This is a genomic window from Gayadomonas joobiniege G7, assembly GCF_000300815.1.
GTDB classification, from domain to species: Bacteria; Pseudomonadota; Gammaproteobacteria; order Enterobacterales; family Alteromonadaceae; genus Catenovulum; species Catenovulum joobiniege.
This window is the reverse complement of record NZ_AMRX01000007.1, coordinates 508,848-530,591: the sequence shown is the minus strand read 5'-3', so window position 1 is coordinate 530,591 and position 21,744 is coordinate 508,848. Positions and strand designations below refer to the sequence as shown.

32 protein-coding genes are annotated in these 21,744 nt (G+C 42.6%); 29 read left to right on the top strand and 3 right to left on the bottom strand.

All coding sequences use genetic code 11. The features are described from left to right. Positions 1–3: 3 nt before the first annotated feature. From rplX to C727_RS0114520, 26 genes are all read left to right on the top strand, one after another. On the top strand, positions 4–318 hold the full coding sequence (gene rplX / locus C727_RS0114645) for a 50S ribosomal protein L24 (protein WP_017446398.1): 315 nt from the start codon (positions 4–6) through the stop codon (positions 316–318). A 20-nt stretch (positions 319–338) separates the two neighbouring features. Further along, entirely contained in the window at positions 339–875 is a 537-nt protein-coding gene (gene rplE / locus C727_RS0114640; protein ID WP_017446397.1) for a 50S ribosomal protein L5, read from the top strand. A gap of 10 nt (positions 876–885) precedes the next feature. Next, on the top strand, positions 886–1,191 hold the full coding sequence (gene rpsN, locus C727_RS0114635) for a 30S ribosomal protein S14 (protein WP_017446396.1): 306 nt from the start codon (positions 886–888) through the stop codon (positions 1,189–1,191). Between the two features lie 26 nt (positions 1,192–1,217). After that, a complete protein-coding gene (gene rpsH / locus C727_RS0114630; RefSeq protein WP_017446395.1) occupies positions 1,218–1,610 on the top strand; it encodes a 30S ribosomal protein S8 in 393 nt (130 codons plus the stop codon). A gap of 11 nt (positions 1,611–1,621) precedes the next feature. Further along, positions 1,622–2,155 (top strand): 50S ribosomal protein L6, encoded by a 534-nt coding sequence (gene rplF, locus C727_RS0114625; RefSeq protein WP_017446394.1) that lies wholly within the window; start codon positions 1,622–1,624, stop codon positions 2,153–2,155. 9 nt (positions 2,156–2,164) lie between these two features. Then, on the top strand, positions 2,165–2,518 hold the full coding sequence (rplR, locus tag C727_RS0114620) for a 50S ribosomal protein L18 (protein ID WP_017446393.1): 354 nt from the start codon (positions 2,165–2,167) through the stop codon (positions 2,516–2,518). Positions 2,519–2,530: 12 nt separating this feature from the next. Further along, the gene (gene rpsE / locus C727_RS0114615; protein ID WP_017446392.1) at positions 2,531–3,037 is read left to right on the top strand and encodes a 30S ribosomal protein S5; all 507 of its coding nucleotides are present in this window, start codon (positions 2,531–2,533) and stop codon (positions 3,035–3,037) included. A gap of 5 nt (positions 3,038–3,042) precedes the next feature. Further along, entirely contained in the window at positions 3,043–3,225 is a 183-nt protein-coding gene (gene rpmD / locus C727_RS0114610) for a 50S ribosomal protein L30 (protein WP_017446391.1), read from the top strand. Positions 3,226–3,228: 3 nt separating this feature from the next. Beyond that, entirely contained in the window at positions 3,229–3,663 is a 435-nt protein-coding gene (gene rplO / locus C727_RS0114605; RefSeq protein ID WP_017446390.1) for a 50S ribosomal protein L15, read from the top strand. Between the two features lie 7 nt (positions 3,664–3,670). Further along, complete coding sequence (gene secY / locus C727_RS0114600) at positions 3,671–4,999, top strand: preprotein translocase subunit SecY (RefSeq protein WP_017446389.1); 1,329 nt, start codon at positions 3,671–3,673, stop codon at positions 4,997–4,999. A 26-nt stretch (positions 5,000–5,025) separates the two neighbouring features. Further along, positions 5,026–5,142 carry a 50S ribosomal protein L36 gene (gene rpmJ, locus C727_RS0114595; RefSeq protein WP_017446388.1) on the top strand — a complete coding sequence of 39 codons (117 nt, stop codon included), beginning with the start codon at positions 5,026–5,028 and terminating at the stop codon, positions 5,140–5,142. Between the two features lie 101 nt (positions 5,143–5,243). Then, complete coding sequence (gene rpsM / locus C727_RS0114590; protein WP_017446387.1) at positions 5,244–5,600, top strand: 30S ribosomal protein S13; 357 nt, start codon at positions 5,244–5,246, stop codon at positions 5,598–5,600. Between the two features lie 15 nt (positions 5,601–5,615). Continuing rightward, positions 5,616–6,008 (top strand): 30S ribosomal protein S11, encoded by a 393-nt coding sequence (rpsK, locus tag C727_RS0114585; RefSeq protein WP_017446386.1) that lies wholly within the window; start codon positions 5,616–5,618, stop codon positions 6,006–6,008. Positions 6,009–6,036: 28 nt separating this feature from the next. Then, the gene (gene rpsD / locus C727_RS0114580; protein WP_026052743.1) at positions 6,037–6,657 is read left to right on the top strand and encodes a 30S ribosomal protein S4; all 621 of its coding nucleotides are present in this window, start codon (positions 6,037–6,039) and stop codon (positions 6,655–6,657) included. A 24-nt stretch (positions 6,658–6,681) separates the two neighbouring features. Next, positions 6,682–7,671 (top strand): DNA-directed RNA polymerase subunit alpha, encoded by a 990-nt coding sequence (locus C727_RS0114575; protein WP_017446384.1) that lies wholly within the window; start codon positions 6,682–6,684, stop codon positions 7,669–7,671. A gap of 37 nt (positions 7,672–7,708) precedes the next feature. Continuing rightward, positions 7,709–8,107, top strand: a complete 399-nt coding sequence (rplQ, locus tag C727_RS0114570; protein ID WP_017446383.1) for a 50S ribosomal protein L17 — start codon at positions 7,709–7,711, stop codon at positions 8,105–8,107. Between the two features lie 160 nt (positions 8,108–8,267). Then, on the top strand, positions 8,268–8,657 hold the full coding sequence (locus C727_RS0114565) for a rhodanese-like domain-containing protein (RefSeq protein ID WP_026052742.1): 390 nt from the start codon (positions 8,268–8,270) through the stop codon (positions 8,655–8,657). Next, a complete protein-coding gene (locus tag C727_RS0114560; RefSeq protein WP_017446381.1) occupies positions 8,650–9,060 on the top strand; it encodes a YeeE/YedE family protein in 411 nt (136 codons plus the stop codon). The genes C727_RS0114565 and C727_RS0114560 overlap by 8 nt, the downstream gene beginning before the upstream one ends. 2 nt (positions 9,061–9,062) lie before the next feature. Beyond that, positions 9,063–9,479 carry a DUF6691 family protein gene (locus C727_RS0114555; protein ID WP_017446380.1) on the top strand — a complete coding sequence of 139 codons (417 nt, stop codon included), beginning with the start codon at positions 9,063–9,065 and terminating at the stop codon, positions 9,477–9,479. Positions 9,480–9,488: 9 nt separating this feature from the next. After that, positions 9,489–10,139: a glutaredoxin 2 gene (grxB, locus tag C727_RS0114550; RefSeq protein WP_017446379.1), complete on the top strand. Its 651-nt coding sequence runs from the start codon at positions 9,489–9,491 to the stop codon at positions 10,137–10,139. Further along, a complete protein-coding gene (locus C727_RS0114545; RefSeq protein WP_017446378.1) occupies positions 10,140–11,066 on the top strand; it encodes an SGNH/GDSL hydrolase family protein in 927 nt (308 codons plus the stop codon). Positions 11,067–11,198: 132 nt separating this feature from the next. Beyond that, complete coding sequence (locus C727_RS0114540; RefSeq protein ID WP_017446377.1) at positions 11,199–12,701, top strand: sugar ABC transporter ATP-binding protein; 1,503 nt, start codon at positions 11,199–11,201, stop codon at positions 12,699–12,701. Further along, positions 12,702–13,679 carry an ABC transporter permease gene (locus C727_RS18635; RefSeq protein ID WP_017446376.1) on the top strand — a complete coding sequence of 326 codons (978 nt, stop codon included), beginning with the start codon at positions 12,702–12,704 and terminating at the stop codon, positions 13,677–13,679. A gap of 1 nt (position 13,680) precedes the next feature. Continuing rightward, complete coding sequence (locus C727_RS0114530) at positions 13,681–14,643, top strand: sugar ABC transporter substrate-binding protein (RefSeq protein WP_017446375.1); 963 nt, start codon at positions 13,681–13,683, stop codon at positions 14,641–14,643. Positions 14,644–14,653: 10 nt separating this feature from the next. Beyond that, positions 14,654–15,595: an ABC transporter permease gene (locus C727_RS0114525; RefSeq protein WP_017446374.1), complete on the top strand. Its 942-nt coding sequence runs from the start codon at positions 14,654–14,656 to the stop codon at positions 15,593–15,595. Between the two features lie 21 nt (positions 15,596–15,616). After that, positions 15,617–16,738 carry an aldose epimerase family protein gene (locus C727_RS0114520; RefSeq protein WP_017446373.1) on the top strand — a complete coding sequence of 374 codons (1,122 nt, stop codon included), beginning with the start codon at positions 15,617–15,619 and terminating at the stop codon, positions 16,736–16,738. 7 nt (positions 16,739–16,745) lie between these two features. Here the strand turns inward: C727_RS0114520 and C727_RS0114515 are convergent, their stop codons facing one another. Continuing rightward, positions 16,746–17,474, bottom strand: a complete 729-nt coding sequence (locus C727_RS0114515; protein ID WP_155949270.1) for an AKAP7-like phosphoesterase domain-containing protein — start codon at positions 17,472–17,474, stop codon at positions 16,746–16,748. Positions 17,475–17,671: 197 nt separating this feature from the next. On the opposite strand from C727_RS0114515, the gene C727_RS0114510 reads away from it, so the two are divergent. The 3 genes from C727_RS0114510 (at position 17,672) to C727_RS0114500 (ending at position 19,898) form a co-directional block, all read left to right on the top strand. Further along, positions 17,672–18,343 carry a hypothetical protein gene (locus C727_RS0114510; RefSeq protein ID WP_017446371.1) on the top strand — a complete coding sequence of 224 codons (672 nt, stop codon included), beginning with the start codon at positions 17,672–17,674 and terminating at the stop codon, positions 18,341–18,343. A 12-nt stretch (positions 18,344–18,355) separates the two neighbouring features. Beyond that, the gene (locus C727_RS0114505; RefSeq protein WP_017446370.1) at positions 18,356–19,105 is read left to right on the top strand and encodes a class I SAM-dependent methyltransferase; all 750 of its coding nucleotides are present in this window, start codon (positions 18,356–18,358) and stop codon (positions 19,103–19,105) included. Between the two features lie 61 nt (positions 19,106–19,166). Further along, positions 19,167–19,898, top strand: a complete 732-nt coding sequence (locus C727_RS0114500) for a hypothetical protein (RefSeq protein WP_017446369.1) — start codon at positions 19,167–19,169, stop codon at positions 19,896–19,898. Here the strand turns inward: C727_RS0114500 and C727_RS0114495 are convergent. Both C727_RS0114495 and acuI read right to left on the bottom strand, forming a co-directional pair. Then, complete coding sequence (locus C727_RS0114495) at positions 19,891–20,583, bottom strand: haloacid dehalogenase type II (protein WP_017446368.1); 693 nt, start codon at positions 20,581–20,583, stop codon at positions 19,891–19,893. The genes C727_RS0114500 and C727_RS0114495 overlap by 8 nt on opposite strands. A gap of 152 nt (positions 20,584–20,735) precedes the next feature. After that, positions 20,736–21,719: an acrylyl-CoA reductase (NADPH) gene (gene acuI, locus C727_RS0114490; RefSeq protein ID WP_017446367.1), complete on the bottom strand. Its 984-nt coding sequence runs from the start codon at positions 21,717–21,719 to the stop codon at positions 20,736–20,738. Between the last annotated feature and the right edge of the window lie 25 nt (positions 21,720–21,744).

Below are 21,744 nucleotides of genomic sequence, written 5' to 3'. Positions count from 1 at the left end.
ATGATGGCAGCAAAGATCCGTAGTAATGATGAAGTGATCGTCATTGCAGGTAAAGACAAAGGCAAAACTGGTAAAGTTGTGCGTGTTTTAACCGGTGACGATAAAGTTGTAGTGGAAGGCATTAACATGGTTAAGAAAGCCGTTCGCCCTAATCCTCAAACTGGGGAGCAAGGTGGCTTACAAGACCAAGAAGCACCACTGCATGTATCTAACGTAGCGATTGTTAACCCGGCAACGGGCAAAGCTGATCGCGTTGGTTTTCGTGTAGAAGACGGTAAGAAAGTTCGTTTCTTTAAGTCTAACAACGAAACAATCTAAATTTTGTTTGGAGTGTAACGATGGCGAAACTGCATGATTTATACAAAGATACAGTTGTTGCTGAATTGACCAAACAGTTCGGTTACAAAAGTATCATGCAAGTCCCTCGGATAGAAAAGATTACCCTGAATATGGGTGTCGGCGAAGCGATTGCAGATAAAAAAGCTATTGAGTTCGCAGTAGGCGACTTAACTGCTATTGCTGGTCAAAAACCAGTAGTTTGTAAAGCTCGTAAGTCTGTAGCAGGCTTTAAAATCCGTGAAGGTTATCCAATTGGTTGTAAAGTAACTCTACGTGGCGAGCGTATGTGGGAATTCTTAGAACGTTTAATTTCCATTGCAATTCCACGTATCCGTGACTTCCGTGGTTTACCATCTAAATTAGATGGTCGCGGTAATTACAGCATGGGTGTACGCGAGCAAATTATCTTCCCAGAAATCGACTACGATAAAGTCGATAAAGTACGCGGTATGGATATTACTATCACTACCACTGCTGCTTCTGACGAGGAAGGTCGTGCATTGCTGGCTGCTTTTAACTTCCCGTTCAAGAAATAGGTGTAGAGTTATGGCTAAACAATCAATGAAAGCGCGTGAAGCAAAACGTGCAAAATTAGTCGACAAATACGCAGACAAACGTGCTGCGTTGAAAGCGACTATAAACGACGTAAATACTTCAGAAGAAGAGCGCTGGGAAGCTGTACTGCAGCTGCAAACCCTACCACGTGATTCAAGTCGTTCACGTCAGCGTAACCGCTGTAACGTAACTGGTCGTCCGCATGGCTACCTTCGCAAATTCGGCTTAAGCCGTATTAAATTGCGTGAAGCGTGCATGCGTGGTGAAATCCCTGGACTAAGAAAAGCAAGCTGGTAAGCGGCTACAGACTGGAGTATCGAATTATGAGCATGCAAGATCCAATCGCGGATATGTTCACCCGCATTCGTAATGGTCAGTCTGCACGTAAAGTGTCGGTGACCATGCCTTCATCAAAACTGAAAGCATCTATTGCTGAAGTTTTAAAAGCTGAAGGTTATATTGAAAATTATGCTGTGACTGGTGATGTCAAAAAAGAACTTGAAGTTACTTTAAAGTACTTCAATGGCAAAGAAGTTATAGAGTCAATTTCTCGAGTAAGCCGTCCTGGCCTGCGCATTTACAAAAAGGCAGGTGACTTGCCTAAAGTAATGGGTGGCTTGGGTGTTGCTATTGTCTCTACTTCTAAAGGCATTATGTCAGATCGTGCTGCGCGTAAAGCAGGCATGGGTGGCGAAGTCATCGGTTACGTAGCGTAAGGAGAATAAAAATGTCTCGAGTAGGTAAGTCTCCTATCGCAATTCCTGCAGGCGTTGAAGTAAAGATTGCAGGTCAGGAAGTAACAGTTAAAGGTGGTAACGGTCAACTGAGCGTTGCAATTAACCCAGCTGTTGAACTGGTACAAGAAGATAACACTTTGCGCACATTACCACGTGATGGTTTTGACGACGCTGGTGCTCAAACGGGTACTGCTCGTGCGATTATTAACAACTTAGTTGTTGGTGTTAGCAAAGGTTTTGAGCGCAAATTGCAATTAATCGGTGTTGGTTATCGTGCCGCTGCAAAAGGCAAAGTGTTAAATCTGACTTTAGGTTTTTCTCACCCAGTGAATTTTGAAGTGCCAGAAGGCATTACAATTGAAACGCCTAGCCAGACTGAAATCCTGGTAAAAGGTGCTGACAAACAACTGGTTGGTCAAGTAGCTGCGAAAATCCGCGCTTACCGTCCGCCTGAGCCTTATAAAGGTAAAGGTGTTCGTTACGCTGATGAACGCGTTCTACGTAAAGAAGCTAAGAAGAAGTAAGGTAATACGATGGATAAAAAAGCATCTCGTCTGCGTCGCGCTACGCGTGCACGCGCAAAAATCAGAGAGTTGGGTGCAAACAGATTGGTCGTTCACCGTACTCCACGCCACATCTATGCGCAATTAATTGCGTCTAATGGTGGTGAGGTACTGGCTTCTGCTTCTACAGTAGAAAAGACCATCCGTGAAAGCATCAAATACACTGGCAACGTTGAAGCTGCTAAGTTAATCGGTAAAACAATTGCAGAACGTGCAATTGAAAAAGGCATCAATAAAGTTGCTTTTGACCGTAGCGGTTTTCAATATCATGGCCGCGTTCAGGCACTTGCCGACGCTGCTCGTGAAGCTGGACTTCAATTCTAAGGGTAGTAAACAATGGCTAATAATGCAGAAGTTAAAAACAACCCAGAGTTGTCTGAAAAGTTAATCGCAGTTAACCGCGTTTCTAAAGTGGTTAAAGGTGGTCGTATCTTCAGCTTCACAGCTTTGACTGTAGTTGGTGATGGTAACGGTCGCGTTGGCTTCGGTTACGGTAAAGCACGTGAAGTTCCTGCTGCTATTCAAAAAGCAATGGAACAAGCACGTCGTAGCCTGGTGACTGTTGATCTTAAAGGTCACACTTTACAGCACCCTATTAAAGGGCGTCACTCTGGTTCTAAAGTATATATGCAGCCAGCATCTGAAGGTACAGGTATCATTGCCGGTGGTGCAATGCGTGCAGTACTGGAAGTGGCAGGCGTACAAAACGTTCTGTCAAAGTGCTACGGCTCAACTAATCCAATCAACGTAGTTCGTGCAACTATCAACGCGTTGGCTAACATGAAGTCGCCTGCAAAGGTTGCTGAAAAGCGTGGCCTGAGCGTTGAAGAAATTCTGGGGTAAACAATATGGCTGGTAAAACTGTTAAAGTGACTCAAGTCAAAAGTTCTATCGGACGTTTACCTAAGCATAAAGCAACACTGCGTGGTTTAGGTTTGCGTAAAATCAATCATACAGTTGAACTAGAAGATACCCCTTCGGTTCGCGGTATGATTAATCAAGTTTATTACATGGTTAAGGTGGAGGGTTAAAATATGTATTTAAATACACTTAGTCCTGCCCCTGGTTCAAAACCAAGCAAAAAACGTGTCGGTCGTGGTATCGGTTCTGGTTTAGGCAAAACTGGTGGCCGCGGCCACAAAGGTCAGAAATCACGTTCAGGTGGTTCTGTTAAGCCAGGGTTCGAAGGCGGTCAAATGCCAATTCAGCGTCGTCTGCCTAAGTTTGGCTTTACTTCGCGCAAGTCTCTGGTTTCAGATCAAGTTACTTTATCTGAAATTGCTAAAGTAGACGGCGACGTAGTAAGCTTGCTTTCTTTAAAAGCAGCTGGCTTGGTGAAGAAGCATATTGAAGCAGTTAAAATTGTTAAATCAGGTGCTATCAGCCGCGCTGTAACCGTTCAAGGTATCGGTGCAACTAAAGGCGCACGTGAAGCAATCGAAGCTGCCGGCGGTAAAATCGAGGAATAATTGATCCATGGCTAAACCAGGACTGGAATTTAACAGCACGCAAGGCGGTTTATCGGAACTTAAACGCAGACTCCTATTTTTATTAGGTGCTCTGGTTATTTTCCGCGCCGGTTCATATGTCCCAATTCCGGGCATTGACCCTGCTGTCCTTGCGCAGTTGTTCGAACAACAAAAAGACACTGTGCTGGCAATGTTTAACATGTTTTCAGGTGGTGCGCTTGAGCGTGCGTCTGTGCTAGCACTTGGTATTATGCCGTACATTACTGCGTCTATTATTATGCAGCTGATGACGCATATTCACCCGACTTTTCAAGAATTGAAAAAAGAAGGGGAGAGTGGGCGCAAAAAAATCAGTCAGTACACAAGGTATGGTACCCTGTTGTTAGCCATTGCCCAGTCCACGACTATAGCCAATAGCCTGCCCAATATGGTGCCAGGCTTGGTCATTAATCCAGGCTTTACTTTTTATTTCACAGCTGTTGTGAGCTTGGTTACCGGGACTATGTTCCTCATGTGGCTGGGTGAGCAGATCACTGAGCGTGGTATCGGGAACGGTATTTCAATGATTATCTTTGCGGGTATCGTTGCCGGTTTGCCAACTGCCATTGGTCAAACAGCTGAACAAGCCCGACAGGGTGAATTACCGCTTATTTTATTATTAATTATCGGTATTATTGTTTGTGCAGTGACTTATTTTGTAGTGTTTGTGGAGCGTGGCCAACGACGTATCGTTGTTAACTACGCTAAGCGCCAGCAGGGCCGTAAGGTGTTTGCTGCGCAAAGCACACATTTACCATTAAAAGTTAATATGGCGGGTGTTATTCCCCCTATATTTGCATCAAGTATCATGTTGTTTCCAAGTACCATCGCAACTTGGTTTGGCCAAAGTGACAGTGCATTTGCCGACGCAATTGCTCAAATAGCCGTTGTGCTATCACCCGGACAACCCTTGTATATGATGTTATACGCAGCAGCGATTATTTTCTTCTGCTTCTTCTATACAGCATTAGTATTTAATCCACGCGAAACAGCTGATAACCTGAAAAAATCTGGTGCGTTTATCCCAGGCATACGCCCTGGTGAACAAACCTCTAGATACATAGACAAAGTAATGACTCGCTTAACTTTGGCTGGTGCACTTTATATTACTTTTGTGTGCTTGGTTCCTGAGTTTATGATGGTATTTTGGAATGTTCAGTTCTATTTTGGCGGAACCTCTCTACTTATCATAGTTGTAGTTATTATGGACTTTATGGCACAAGTACAAACACACCTGATGTCCAGCCAGTATGAATCTGTGCTGAAGAAGGCTAACTTAAAGGGCTATGGTCGATAAACCATAGCCATTAACGGAGTCGGAAAATGAAAGTTCGTGCATCTGTTAAAACCATTTGCCGTAATTGCAAAGTTATTAAGCGAAACGGTGTTGTGCGAGTGATTTGTTCTACAGATCCTAAGCATAAACAGCGTCAAGGTTAATTATTTAGGCGAATCTCGTCTTTTTTATTGAAATCTAGTCTCGGCTTGAGTATCCTTACGGGCTTTTCGGCTGAGGCTAACTAAATTTAGGAGTGCGTATAATGGCCCGTATAGCTGGCATTAACATTCCTCTACACAAGCACACTGTGATTGGTTTAACATCAATCTACGGTGTAGGCAAAACCAGAGCAAAAGCTATTTGTGCTGCATCTGGTATTGCTGAGACAACTAAGATTAAAGACTTAGATGAATCTCAGCTGGACCTGCTTCGTGAAGAGGTTGCAAAGTTCACCGTTGAGGGTGACTTACGTCGTGAAGTATCTATGAATATCAAGCGCTTGATGGATCTCGGTTGTTTCCGAGGCTTTCGCCATCGTCGTAGCTTGCCTGTTCGCGGTCAAAGAACGAAGACTAACGCGCGTACGCGTAAAGGTCCTCGTAAACCTATTAAGAAATAAGTAGGAGAGTGAATAATGGCTAAAGCTCCAGCACGTAGCACGCGTAAGCGCGCAAAACGTCAAGTCGCAGATGGTATGGCTCATATCCATGCTTCTTTTAATAACACAATTGTAACGATTACTGACCGTCAGGGAAATGCACTTTCTTGGGCAACTTCTGGTGGTTCGGGTTTCCGCGGTTCTCGTAAGTCTACTCCATTTGCAGCCCAGGTTGCAGCTGAGCGCGCAGGCGTTGCAGCGCAAGAGTATGGTTTAAAGAATCTGGAAGTGTTTGTAAATGGTCCAGGTCCAGGCCGTGAGTCTGCGATCCGTGCATTAAATGCAACAGGATTTAAAATTACAAACATTACTGACGTCACGCCGATTCCACATAATGGCTGTCGTCCACCGAAAAAACGTCGCGTTTAATTTGTTCCTCTGATACTGGAGAAAGAAGATGGCAAGATACATGGGGCCAAAACTCAAGCTCAGTCGTCGTGAAGGAACAGATCTGTTTCTAAAAAGCGGCGTAAGAGCTATTGATTCAAAATGTAATATCGAAACTGCACCAGGTCAACACGGTGCACGTCGTGGTCGTTTATCTGACTACGGTTTACAGTTACGTGAAAAGCAAAAAGTACGTCGTATTTACGGTGTATTAGAAAAGCAATTCCGTAACTATTATAAAGAAGCTGCGCGTTTAAAAGGTAATACCGGTGAAAACTTGTTAAACCTTTTAGAAAAACGCCTAGATAACGTAGTTTACCGCATGGGTTATGCTTCAACTCGTGCAGAAGCTCGACAGTTAGTGAGCCACAAGGCTATCACTGTTAACGGTCAAGTTGTTAATATCCCTTCATTTTCTGTTAAACCAGAAGATGTTGTTGCGGTTCGCGAAAAAGCCAAAAAGCAAGCACGTATTGCAAGTGCCCTTGACTTGGCTGGTCAGCGTGAAAAGCCGACTTGGGTCGAAGTAGATGCAGAGAAAAAAGAAGGCGTATTCAAGCGTTTGCCTGAGCGTACTGATTTATCTGCAGATATTAACGAACAGCTAATTGTAGAGCTTTACTCTAAGTAAAGTTAATAAAATAGAGAGGAAACGATGCAGGGTTCTGTTACTGAGTTCCTTAAGCCGAGATTGGTCGATATCGAAAGTCTTGGTCCTTTTCGTGCAAAAGTGACCCTTGAGCCGATGGAACGCGGTTTTGGTCATACTTTAGGAAATGCGTTACGACGTATTTTATTGTCTTCTATGCCTGGTGCTGCTGTCACTGAAGTCGAAATCGACGGCGTGTTGCACGAATACAGCACCAAAGAAGGGGTACGAGAGGACGTCATTGAGATTTTATTAAATCTCAAAGGGTTAGCTGTTCGCCTCGAAGAAAAAAGCGAAGCGACATTAACCTTAACAAAAAAAGGTGCAGGCCCTGTCACTGCAGCTGATATCACTCACGATGGTGATGTTGAAATCACGAATCCGGATCACGTTATTTGCAACTTAACTGGTGATGCAGAATTAAACATGCGCATCAAAGTTGAAAAAGGACGTGGTTATATTCCGGCTTCAGCGCGTCGTTCCTCTGAAGAAGATGATCGTCCAATTGGTCGTTTATTGGTTGATGCGTCATACAGCCCAGTAGAGCGTATTGCTTATGCAGTCGAATCTGCTCGAGTTGAACAGCGTACTGACCTTGATAAATTGGTCATAGACATGGAAACAAATGGTACCCTTGAGCCAGAAGAAGCAATTCGTCGGGCGGCTACGATTTTGGCAGAACAGTTGGATGCATTCGTTGAATTACGTGATGTTTCTGAGCCAGAACGTAAAGAGGAAAAACCAGAATTTGATCCTATACTGTTAAGACCAGTTGACGATCTTGAATTAACTGTACGTTCTGCTAACTGCTTAAAAGCAGAGCAGATCCAATACATTGGTGATCTTGTTCAGCGTACTGAGGTTGAGTTGCTTAAAACACCTAACCTTGGTAAAAAATCTCTTACTGAGATTAAAGACGTATTGGCCTCACGTGGCCTGTCTTTAGGTATGAGATTAGAAAACTGGCCACCGGCCAGCATCGCTGAAAAAGACTAAACCGTTTCTACATAGATATTGGTAGAAGGAAAGCATTATGCGTCATCGTAAAAGTGGACGTCAGCTTAATCGAAACAGCAGTCATCGCAGTGCAATGTTCAGCAACATGGCCGGATCTTTAGTTCGCCATGAAGTGATTAAAACAACTTTGCCTAAAGCGAAAGAATTGCGTCGTGTTATCGAGCCGCTGATCACTTTAGCTAAAAAAGATAGCGTAGCGAACCGTCGTTTGGCGTTTGCACGTACCCGTGATAAAGAAGTTGTTGGTAAACTATTCAGCGAAATTGGTCCTCGTTACCAAGAACGCCCAGGTGGTTATACTCGTATTCTTAAATGTGGTTTCCGTGCAGGCGACAACGCGCCTATGGCTTACATCGAGCTGGTTGATCGACCAGAGGTTGAAGTCGAAGAAGAAGCTACAGAAGCAGCAGAATAAATTTTTGCTGAATAAAAAAGCGCCCCAGGGCGCTTTTTTTTTACCTGAAATACTCCCCCTCATTGTATTGCATCTTTATCCTGCTTTTTTTAATATAGCTAGCACATATAACTTATATAAAAAATCTATAACCCAACAGGCAATCTTGAGGAATGTTTTTATGCCATTCACTGCAGCTCAACTGGTCGCTGACGTTCGACTCCAAATACCCTCTATAACTTGTGCCGAGCTGGCAGAGAATAAAGCCGATTTTCTTTTAATAGACATACGTTCAGCGACCGAACTCAAGGCGGGTTATATAGAAGGTGCGCATTTCATTGACCGCGGTTTGTTAGAATTTAAAATTGCCCAGCTTGGGCAAGGTCAAACACTAACGGATAAGCTAAATTCTTTATACGAGCAACAAATTTGTTTATATTGTAAGTCAGATGGTCGTTCAGTGTTAGCCACGGAGCAAATGCAACGAATGGGTTTTAGCCGGGTATTCAGCTTAGCCGGGGGATTTGATTGTTGGCAAAAAAACAAATATCCGGTGGTTAAACATGACTGATTTTACCCCCTATAGTGCCATCTTAGGTGGATCACTAATTGGTTTGTCGGCATTACTCTTATTAATCGGTATTGGGCGTATTGCTGGTATTTCAGGTATCGTAAGTCGGCTATGGCAAAATCCAGGCCCTGATTTAAGCTGGCGTTTATACTTTATCGTCGGTTTGATTATTGGGCCCATTATCGCAGCTTTGTTCGGTGTTAAAACACCACAAATACCGCCAGGCTCGCCTTATATGCTGATCATAGCGGGCTTTTTAGTTGGTTTTGGTACAGTTTATGGGAGCGGTTGCACAAGTGGCCATGGGGTTTGTGGTTTATCTCGCCTTTCGCGTCGATCAATTGTTGCAACCCTAGTGTTTATTTTAACTGCAATGATAACGGTAGCGCTTTTTAGAGGGTAAAGATGTTTTCTAAAAAAAGCTTTTTAGCGTTATTTGCTGGCATTATCTTTGGTATAGGTTTGTCCATTTCGCAGATGACAAACCCGCAAAAAGTGAAAAACTTTTTAGATATTGGTGGGCAGTGGGATGCTAGTTTAATATTTGTGATGGGAGGCGCTCTGATAGTTAGTGGGTTTGCTTGGTATTTGGCCAAAAAAAGAGACAAACCGATTTTAACAAAACAGTTTTATTTACCGGACAATCAATCAATCGATCGTAAACTTATCATTGGCGCTATAGCTTTTGGTATTGGTTGGGGGGTGTCAGGTTTATGTCCAGGCCCTGCAATAGCATCGATTGGATTTTTATCTAGTGAACTTGCTTATTTTTTGGTTGCTATGTTGATTGGCATGGCCGTTGGCAAAAAAATTAAAGGTTAAAAAATTAAAATGAAACTATTTGTATTTGAACACTGCCCATTTTGTATTCGCGCTATGATGGTTGCAGGGTACAAAAATTTGCCCATTGATGTTGAGTTTTTACAAAATCAAGATGTAGAAGCTCGGATCAGTAAAGTTGGTGCTAATATGGTACCTATTTTGCAAAAACTTGACGGCGGTTACATGGCTGAAAGCCTAGATGTGGTTGATTATCTCGACCTAAGTGATGGTAATATAAAATTGAAACCTGGTAACCATCAAGAGGCCATTAATGATTGGCTACTACGTGTCACTAACACTAATAATTTATTAGTTATGCCGCGCTGGCTTAAAATTAAATTACCTGAATTTCCTCATCAAGCCGCAAAAGATTATTTTGAAAATAAAAAAAGCAAAATGCTTGGTGTTAGTTTTGATGAAGCATTAGCACAGAGTGAAACTCGAATTGAAGCAATGCAAAGCTATTTAGCTCAGTTAGACTTTGTTGAGCCACCAAGTAAAAGAGCCGATCAGCTAAATTATGATGATATCTTATTATTTCCTATTTTACGTAACCTAACAGTGGTAAAAGGACTCGAGTTTCCAGCACATTTAACAAACTATACAGAGCAAGTGGCAAAGCTTTGTAAAATAAAATTATTTCATTCAGTGGCTGTGTAAATGTTAGCTGCGTTTAGCCGGGGGGCATTGATTTTGCTGTTTTTAGCGCCTGTACTCTCGGCGAAGCCGTTGCCGAAAATCACACCAGAGCAAAAAGTATTGTTTATTGGCGATAGTATTACCTATGCAGGTCAATTTTTAACTTATTTTGAAACATTATTGACTTTAAAAAACAAGCAGCAATATCAGTTTTATAACTTGGCTTTACCCAGTGAAACTGCGTCTGGTTTATCTGAGGTGGGTCATGCCAATGGACGTTTTGCACGCCCAGATGTTAAAACCCGCTATCAGAAAATTTTACAACAGTTAAAACCAGACCTAGTTGTGATTTGTTACGGGATTAATGACGGCATATACCAAGCGTTTGATGAAACACGTTTCAGCGCGTACAAAAGGGGCATGCAGTGGTTAGCAGAACAAACAGAACAACATAGTATCCCTTTTATATTCATCACAGCGCCAGTCTATGACGTTAGGAAAAATGCTGCATATGCCAATGTACAGGATATTTACGCAGCTTGGTTAATGAGCAAATACTATACAGACGACTGGCCTGTTATTGATGTTTATCAAACAAGTAAACACCATTTATGGCAAAAACGACAGCAAGATGTTTCTTTTTATTTAGCAGCTGACGGCGTACATCCAACTGACTATGGCCATTGGGTGATTGCAAAAGCCTTATTTGACGCATGGCAAATAAACGAGTGGCAAAATGACGAGCGTTTTGATAAAGCGCTGGAAAACTATGCAAACGGTGAAAAAATCGCAGCGCTGATTAATAAAAAACAACACTTAATTAAAGCGACTTGGCTCACTCATATTGGTCACACGAGACCGGGAATTAAAGACGGTTTACCCCTTATCAAACTTAATCCAGCAATAAAAAAAATGACTCAACGGATAAGTCGCTTATTGGCAAACTAAAACTTAACAGCTGTAGGAATTTGTTATTTGAAAATAAAATTGTAAACAAAAAACAAATAATAGTTTAAAGATTTAGGTTGTTTTGTCATAATTATCATTGATTGTTTTATAACTGCAAAAGGTAAACTATCAGTGAATGATGCCAATCCTGTGTTATCTGTTGATAAACTGCACAAAGCCTTTAACGGCAAAACGGTTGTTAGCGGCTTAACTTTTGACCTTTATCCCGGTGAAATTCTGGCGCTCGTTGGCGAAAATGGCGCTGGCAAATCAACGAGTAAAAATATGCTGTGTGGTTTGTTGGCACCGACTGGTGGCGAGATACTTATCGAGCAGCAAAAGGTAGCTGAGGTCGATGGCGCCCTACATGGCATCTCTGCAGTGCATCAAGAGCTGAGTTTATTTAAAAGTTTAACGGTTGCACAAAACCTTTGCATTAATGATTTACCTGGCAGCAATCTAAATATAGATTGGTCAAAAGCTGAAAAAATAGCCCGAAAAGAATTAGATTTTTTAGGCGTTGCAATCGATCCACAAGCTCTAGTGGGCGATTTAGGCGCTGGTAAACAACAAATTGTCGAAATAGCCAAAGCTCTGTTGCATGCCAATAAAGTGCTGATTTTAGACGAACCCACAACCTCATTAACCAAACCCGAACGGGAAAAATTGTTTGCAGTGATGCAAAAATTAAAAGCTCGGGGCGTCGCTATGATATTCATTTCACACTTTATGGATGAAGTTTATCAAATGGCTGATAAATACTTAGTGCTTAGAGATGGTCAACAGGTGGCTGCAGGGGAACTTGCAAAAACACCAAGATCTGAATTAGAAGCGTTAATGGTTGGACGTGAAATGACACAAAGCCAGATTGAGCTGGCGCCACCACAAAACCAAGTGAGTTTAGCGGTGAGGCAGCTTACGTCATGTCACTTTAATCAAATCTCTTTAAATTTAAAAAAAGGCGAAATTATCGGCATAGGGGGGTTGATGGGCGCCGGACGCACTGAACTAGCTGAAGCCATTAGTGGTTTAAGACCTGCACAAGGAGAAATTTATATAGGTGGCAAATTTATCAAACGACCCAGTTTGGCGACTATGCTAAAACATAAACTTTGTTATGTTACAGAAGACAGACGGGGTTTAGGTTTGTTTCCTCAGCGCAGCGTTAAAGAAAACATGACCGCTGCTAACCTGAGTAACTTCGTGCAACCTTTGTTTCGCGGGATAGGTTTTAAGAATGAGCAAGCGGCTGCGCAGCAAGTGGTTGATAAAATGAATGTGGTTCTACCTGATATTAACAGCGCAGTCAGCCATTTAAGTGGCGGAAACCAACAAAAAGTTTTATTAGGGCGCTGGTTGGCTTGTCAGCCTGAGATACTGATTCTGGATGAACCGACGAAAGGCGTTGATATCGGCGCTAAGTTGGATATCCACAAAAAAATAGCCGCATTGGCTGCCTCTGGTGTTGCTGTACTTCTTGTCTCTTCAGATTTACAAGAGTTATTGGACCTAAGTCACCGCATTATCGTCATGCGTACTGGTGAACAAGTTGCTGAATTTAACCGAGATGCGTTTGACCCAACTAAAATTATCGCTGCGGCGGCCAGCTCGGCTTATGCCAAGGAGACAAGTTAAATGTCATTTAAGTTACTGTTTAAGCAAAAATGGCTGCCGATCGCGGTCGCAGCTTTATTGATGTCTATTTTTTTGAGTTTTGTGTCACCGGCTTTTTTAACCTTAACAAATTTTGAATCAGTTTTGGTGCAAGCCAGCGTAACGGCAATAATGGCAGTGGGTATGACGTTTATCATAATACTTGCAGGCATTGATATCTCAGTTGGCGCTATTTTGTTTTTTGTTTCTTCTTTATTTGCGCAGACACTAAATACGACGGGTTCTGTTGCATTGGCCTTTTCCGCCGCTGTGATATCAGGGTGTTTATTGGGTACAGTGAACGGCTTATTAATTGTGCGCTTTAAAGTAACCCCATTAATTACCACGCTAGCCACATATACCATTTATCGGGGAATGGCTTTGCATTTAACCAGCGCGCAAAATATTCCTGTGCCGCGGGAGATTGGCTGGATGGGCAATGGTAGTTTTTTATCTATTCCGGTACCTGTCTGGTGGATGCTCGTATTTACCGTTATTGGCATCTATCTACTATCTCAAACCCGTTTTGGTATTTATTGTAAAGCGATTGGCTGCTCTGCTCAGTCGGCAAAAGAATCGGCTTTGCCTATTAATCGAGTCAATATATTGGCGTATGCCATTGGTGGTTTGTGTGCTGCGGTTGCCGCACTGATCCTGATTGCCCGGGTGGGAGGCTTACAATCAGGTATCGGCATAGGATTAGAATTTACTGTGATAGCCGCAGTCATTTTAGGCGGTACAAAATTGTCAGGTGGTTCAGGGTCGGTCGCGGGTAGTGTAATAGGCGCAATCTTTTTAGTACTTATAGACAACGGTTTAAACTTGTTCAATGCCTCACCTTATATCTACGATATCGTACGTGGTTTTGTCCTGATAGTGGCCGTTTTGGTTGATCGAGTTTCGGTTATAAAAAATCAGCCAAATGCCCTTAAATTTAAAACTTCTAGTGAAGGAAACTAATATGAAAGCTTTTAAAAAACTAGTTATTTTAGCGCTATTGAGTGCATCGCTTTTAGGCCAATGGGTGATGGCCAAAGAGATACGGATTGGCTTAGCTGTTGATCAATTGTTTGAAAGTCGAGTTGCAGAAAATAATGCAATTAAAGCGGCTGCTAAAAAGCGCGGCTTTCAGATCATTGAAGTAGTTGCTGACGGTGACGCACAAACTCAAAATGCTCAGATTCAATCGTTAATCAGTCAAAGAGTTGATGCCATTTTGGTGTGTGCAGTTGATCAAAATACCATTAATGGTGCTTTAATGCGTGCGCAGCGAGCACGTATCCCTGTTATCGCTTATGATAGAAAATTACCCAATGAGAGAGTGTACCAAGCGTATGTCGGCCCAGATTCAGTGCAAGATGGTTTTTTAGCGGGCCAACATATGGTTAAACAGTTAAAAGACCATTCAGGTGAGATCCTTGTATTAGAACTGCTCGGTGCGCTAAATGATCAAAATGGCATTGACCGTAGTAAAGGTTTTCAGCAAGCTTTACAAGCGCTGCCAAACGCTAAAATAATCTCGGTGCCAACCGACTGGGATTCAGCGAAGGCATTAGCCGCGACCCAAAACGCATTTCAAGCGAACCCGTCAATCAAAGCGGTATTTGCTGCTACAGATACCCAAATCCCAAGCATAGAAACGGTTTTAATTGGTTTAGGTAAAGCGCATCCAGTTGGTCACCCTAAACATATTGTAGTCACAGGTGTTAACGGCAGTAATGATGGTTATCAGGCGACTAAAAAAGGGTTTGCAGATGGCATAGTCGTCATGAATCTCGATCAAATCGGTGAAAAAAGTATAGCCCTAGCAGAAAAGCTGATCAAAAAACAAAAAGTTGAGAAAAATCATGTGGTTGCCGGATATTTTTATCATTCAGGCAATATAGTTAAAAACAAAGATAAAATCTGGGGCGCTGGCCAGTAAGGATCATCCATTGAAAGAGGCTCTGAGTAATCAACTAAAACAAAATCCGGCCATGCCTATGCTGGCAGTATTGATGATTTTATTTTCAACACTGTCCCCCTATTTTTTTGATGCGATTAACATGGAGTCGATTGCAGCAAATAACGCGGTTATTCTGATCGCGGCTGTTGGCATGACACTGGTCTTTTTAACCGGTGGCATCGATCTTTCTATCGCCACCGTTATTAGCGTTAGTGCAGTTATGGCTGGGGTTATTATGGGGCACACAGACAATGTTTTATTGGGGGTACTGACGGCCGTTTCGGTGGGTGCTGCTTTTGGTCTGTTAAATGGCTTTTTAATTGGCTTTTTAGGCCTGAGTCCTTTCATTACCACCATGGGCACCCAACTGATTGCCCGTGGTATCGCTTTTAGCGTATCAGAGGGCATTGCAGTGCAAGGCACGCCTGAGCCAGTAATAGATTTTGGTTTTGCGTTGGTGATGGGGATCCCTAAAATTACTTTAGTGAGTTTTGCCGTATTGTTAATTGTTGGATTTTTAGTGGCATTAACCAGTTGGGGGCGATACATCATTTTATTAGGCAGCAATCCCCTAGCAGCTCGTTATTGTGGTTTAAACACCCGCTGGTTAGAGCTTAGTGTGTATTTAGCTTCGGGGATTCTTGGCGGTATTGCCGGGTTTATTAGCATAGCTAACTTAGGCAATGCGCTACCAGGAGTAGGGGATACGTTATTACTTATTATTATTGGTGCTGTGGTGTTAGGCGGTACCAGCATGAATGGCGGCGAAGGGTCGCTGACAAAAACCTTATTCGGGGTGGCAGTGTTAGCTGTTTTGACCAACGGACTGAACTTACTTGGGATCCCGTTTTACGATCAATTGATGATTCAAGGGGCGTTGATTTTTATTGGCTATAGTATTGCGATGCGCCTTAACCAGGCGAAACGTTAAATACCATCAAGGAGATGAAAAATGAAACCTTTTTTAATGATTAAGGTAAGCTTGCTGATGAGCGCCTTGTATACGGTGGCGGTGCAGGCTGAAATGAGCATCAAAAGAACTCAATTCGGTCAATATCAGGGACAGCAAGTATATCAATACCATTTGCAAAACAGCCACGGAATGCAGCTAAAAATAAGCAACTACGGGGCAACTTTGACCTCGTTAAAAGTACCGGATAAAGACGGAAAGATCGCTGAAATTACCGCTGGTTTTGATCAATTTGATAGTTATTTTAGCGATGAGTACAACAAAAATAACCCCTATTTTGGCGGCGTGGTTGGCCGCTATGCGTCATTTTTACGCGATGGACGCTACCAACAGGGCGGGCACACTTATCAACTGTCTAAAAATGCCGGTGAGCACCATTTGCATGGTGGTACTAAAGGGTTAGATAAGCGTATGTGGCAACTAAAGCGCTTTTATCAAAGCCAAGATGCGGCTGTGTTGCAGCTTGTTATTCAAAGTCCAAGCGGGCAGGAAGGTTACCCAGGAAATTTAGCGGTTGTTGTTGAATATCAGCTAACCGAACAAAATGAAATCCGTATTCGTTATTTGGCAACGACTGATAAAACGACGCCGCTATCATTAACTCATCATGCTTATTTTAATTTAAATGGCTTTGAAAACACAGTTTTAGACCATAAGGTTCAAATCGATAGTAATGCCTATTTAAAACCGGGCGCAGATAATATTTTAGATGGCACTTTAGCGAAAGTGAGCGGAACAGCAGCTGATTTTGGGCAAGCAAAATATTTAAAAGATGCTTTTAAAACATTAAAGTCAGGATTTGAGCATTATTATGTATTTGATAACCCAGAGGCTAAACTAAAAAAAGTTGCCACTATCAGCCATGCTATAAGCGGCCGTTCAATGCAGGTATATACAACAGAACCAGGCGCTTTGTTGTATACAGGGCGTTATACTTCAGATAAGTTGGCGCGTGAAGATGGTACCCAATATGGTCAATACAAAGCGATTTGTTTTGAAACCTCTAAATACCCTAATGGCCCAAATATTAAAAATTCACCACGGACTTTTTTACAACCTGGAGAAATTTATGACGAAACCACTGTGTTTGCGTTTGCTTGGTAGCGCTCGGTTAAGTCGGTAAAACAATACCGGCTAACCGTTTTGAGACGCTATGATACCAGTTATTGAAAACCAGCTGTATATCATTTAAAACGATAGTGCCAAAATGATGGTCGCGATATTTTTTACACAAAGCATAGATGTGTTGCGGATCATTCACAGGCACTCGGAAGCGGATCAGCGATGTGTGCGCCGTACCTGGCCAATAGCGCTGACTGACTGGCACCGTTAACTTAGCGCGTGAAAACTGGAAGCGCAGTGCTTGCCTTAGTTCGTCTAATGCATCATCCATGGGGAACCCTTGCAATATTATACACTGGCTTGATGCCGAAACGCCTTGAAACTGTATTTTTATTGCCGAGGATTGTGCGAGTGCGGCATAGAAGGCTTCACACAAAGTCGTAATATCAAGGTCTTCTAAACGAAAATTTTCTCGACAGGATAACAGGGTAAAAATAGTTAAATGTAGATCTTCAAGTGGCTGATAGTATTGTTTGGGCTCTAGCGCCTGGATTTCGTTTTGAAATCGGCTAATTTCGGTTAGTAAAGATGGGTTTATTTGCTGCAGATAAGCTAATGCCGTGATGCCTCTTCTAGTGTCACGCTTTTCATGCAATAAATAAGGATCTAACTCAATTTGATTGTTTTGCGAAGCCAACTTAAAAGATTGCCACATTTTATCGTATATTGTTTTTTCGGGTCTATTAGCAAGCGTTTTTTTGCTTAGGGAGTCGGCCATGTTGGGCATTTTTTAGCATTTGCAATTATGGTGTAGTGGCAAGATTAGCACAGCTCGTGCATTAACTGTAGGCTGTTGTATTTTTCTGGTTTAGTAGATTTAAACGGGTATTCTATCGAGCGGCTAGCCTTTAAAATTTGCTTTTAAGTTAACAATTATTTATAAGTATGTTTTTGTTATCGGATAAGGAAAACAAGTTGAGCAAGTTAAACTGCAAAGGGATCAGCGCAGCGCTGCTGGCCAGTGTTTTAATGATAGGCTGTTCTATATTGCCGGACGGTGCTTATATTGGGGCCAATAATGCCTATCAAGAAGGCGATTATAAATTAGCGATAAAAAAAGTGAATTCGGCATTACACAGATATAAAGGCGAATATACCAATGAAAGCCGAGCCAGTTTGTATTTGATAAAAGCGCAAAGTTTAGCGGCTCTGGGTGAAAAGCAACAAGCGCAAGCCCTTTATTATCTGATAAGCAAGGCGTATGCCCAGACAGAAGCCGGTTTTTTAGCCAGCCGACTCGTGGTGGAAAAACAGCAAAATGAATACATAGCTCAACATCAAGTTTCGTCTGCATCAGGGGATCTCGCCATGGCCATCAATGATTGTCGTTCAGGCGCTACCCAAAAAGCGCTGGAGTATTATGGCGTCACCGTTGCCAGCGTCAGCCAATCTCAACAAGATTATCAAAGCAAAATGATCGACAAAAATGAGCAATCCAGCAAGCTGCGTGTGCATGAGCAGCAATGGACAGAACAGATCGTCTCTGCCAGTGGGCATAAAATACGTTTAGAAACGCTAAAAGAACAGGTCACTGAGCAAGCCGATCAGATTAAAGTGAACTGTCAGTTAAAAGCCAAATTAATTTAACATGGTGCCTAGATGTCACAAACATGGAATGCTAAAAAGTATAGCCAAGATGCCACATTTGTTTCTCAATTAGCTTCGCCTTTATTAGCTTTGTTGGCTGCAAAAGCCAACGAACGAATTTTAGACCTAGGTTGCGGCGATGGCACGCTTGCAGTTAAATTGCAAAACCTTGGTTGTCAGTTGGTGGCTGTCGACTCGAGCCAGTCTATGGTTGAGCAAGCTTTAAATAAAGGCATTACTGCTTATTGTCAAAGCGGTGAAGCATTAAACTATCAAGCTGAATTTGACGCTGTGTTTAGTAATGCAGCGCTACACTGGATGTTGAAACCTGCGGCGGTGGTTCAAGGCGTCTATCTTGCATTAAAGCCCGGAGGGCGTTTTGTTGCTGAAATGGGTGGCAAAGGGAATATTCTGACAATTCGTCATGCAATTAATGCAGTTTTTCAACAACATCCAGAGTTTGGCGAATATCATTCACCTTGGTATTTTCCGTCTGCCGAAGAGTATAAAGAATTACTTGTGACTGCCGGATTTAAAGTGCAAAGTATTGAGTTGTTAAAGCGTCCAACGAAAATTTCGGCAGGCATTGAGCAGTGGTTAACAATTTTTGCTGCGCATGCGACCGAAGGATTAGATAATATGCAAAAGCGCCAATTCATAGAAGCAGTTGCTGCCTACTTAAAACCCTCGTTATACAGCACCCAAAACGGCTGGATAGCCGACTATGTCCGTTTGCGATTTATCGCCTACAAACCTGAGTAACTAAGGCGGTATTTAATAATCTCGCCTACACTCAAAGTGTTGCAGATAGCGAGGTGATTAAATGGGCAAACAAGAATGCCGATTCGTTTTGTGTTGTTTAGCTTTATTCAATTTTTCATGTTTGGCGAGCTCTGTATCGGCTAAACAAAATATGCCAGTAGAGTTAAGCTTTAGCAATTTGTACTTAAGTGAGGGGCGAGATAACCTTGCCGGTGATAATTTATTTAGTTTCCAGAGCGAGTGGCGCATTAATGAATTGGCGGTGCAGCCTTGGTTTGCTTGGTCGGGTCAACGCGATTATCAAGAATTTAACTTAAATCTGGTTTATCCATTGGCTAAACTGGCAGATGTTTCTGTGCAGCTAGCTTATGCATTTTTAGTTAATAAAGAAGTGAAACACGGCCATTATCAGGATCACGAAGTAAGCCTTATTTTTAGCTGGGCCGATCAAAAAGCGCTGAGTTTGCAATCAAACTGGGTATATTCAGTCGATACTCAAGGGCTATTTATTGATCTATCTAGTCAATTAGCTCTGTACGAAAACGCAAATTTTGCTTGGTCAGCTGGATTTTTAGTGGCTTTGAATGCGGATTATATTGCCGATGCTCACAATGGTTTAAACCATTGGCAGCTGTCTAACCAGTTACAATTACAATTGAGCCAAGCGCTGAGTGGTGGCTTGCAGCTGGCTTATTCTCATGCCATTGATAAAGATGCCAATCGTTATCCGGGTGATGAGACATTGGCCAACGTTAAATACGTTGGCCTAATATTAAACTACCACTTTAATTAACTGCGGGTAGCTTATTGGCTAATTCAAGCAAATCATTCACTTGATAATCGGGCGTTTGTGCCAGTGGGTAGAGCACCTTGCCTGGACGTTTAATAAACGCTGTTTGCATGCCCGCAGCTTTGGCCCCAGCAACATCCCAACCGTGTGCTGCGACCATTAAAGCCCGCTCAGGTTGAATCGATAATTGTTTAAATAACCACTGGTATGCGCGTAAGTCTGGTTTATATACTTTGGCATCTTCAACACTGTATCTGGCATCAAAATAATCTATTAAACCTGCATTTTTAAACTGGGTTTTGACGCCGTTATTTGATGAGTTAGTAAAACTGACCAACTTATATCCTTTATCGCGTAGCACCTGTAAACCAGCTTTGACATCTTGATGAGCGGGTAAATTAAGTAAGTTATTCATTATGGCGGCTTTCGCTTGTGCTTGCGCTAATGGAATTTTGTTTATTTCAGCAACCATTAACAGTGCTGCCACCCCGATTTCACCAAAATCCCGATAATCGCCAGTCGCCGTGGTCACTAGTGAGTGATGTAGCATGGTTGAAAACCATAAGGGCAATAAGTCTTCACGACCACCTAGTGCTTCCCCAATACCAGCGCGCATACTTTCTAAGTCGAGTAGGGTTTCATTCACGTCAAATACTATCACCTCAGGGGGAGTGGCGGCGATTGACATACGGATACCTCCAAGCAGGAATAATGTAACTAGAGCAGCATATAGTAGAGTTTTGAGTTTAGACATAAGCTTAAATTTAGTTGAGAGAATTTAAGCTTATGCTAAAAGCTCAGACGTATAGAGTCAAAATAAATTTGAATGATTATTCAAATTTATTTCTCTAAGTTGACGACAACACGGCCACGGATATGCCCTTTCAAAAGTGATTCAGCGGTTGCAATACAGTCGCTTAAACTTATCTCACGGCTAATACTGGTTAATTTAGCAGCATCAAAGAGTTCTGCTAATTGTTGCCAGGCTTGTTTACGTTTTGCCAGTGGCTGCATAACACTGTCTATACCGTATAAAGTAACGCCACGTAAAATAAATGGAGCGACAGAGGCTGGTAGGTCCATTCCTTGTGCCAAACCACATGCGGTAACTGCACCGCCGTAGCGTGTGGCCGCTAGCGCATTAGCCAATGTATGACTTCCCACACAATCAACCACGCCAGCCCATTGTTCTTTTTGCAAGGGTTTTGCCGCTTGTGAAAGTTCACAACGATCAATGATACGGCAGGCACCAAGGGACTGTAAATAATCACTTTCTTCTGGTCGGCCTGTAGATGCAGCGACAGAATAGCCTAACTGAGACAACAAGCTGATAGCAAAACTGCCAACACCACCATTGGCTCCGGTGACCAAAATTTCGCCATCTTGTTTTTGAATACCATGCTGTTGTAATGCCATAACAGATAACATTGCTGTATAGCCGGCGGTGCCAATAGCCATTGCTTGATGGGCGGAAAAGGGTTTTGGTAGAGGGATCACCCAAGCTGAAGACAGACTCGCTTTTTCAGCCAAGCCGCCCCAATATTTTTCTCCGATACCAAAGCCGTTTACTAATACCAAATCGCCAACTTGATAGTTAGCGTCTGAACTTTTGCTCACTCGACCGACCAAGTCGATACCCGGAACCATAGGAAAGCTTTTTACCACCGGAGCTTTGCCCGTGATGGCCAGCGCATCTTTATAATTTAACGTGCTCGCCACAACATCTACTAATAAATCGCCTTGCGCGAGTTCAGATTCGTTCAGTGCTTTGAGTTTGGCTTGCGTGCCACTAACGGCTTTTTCGATCACAATTGCGTTAAACATCGTTTTCTCCATGGCTTTAAAAGGC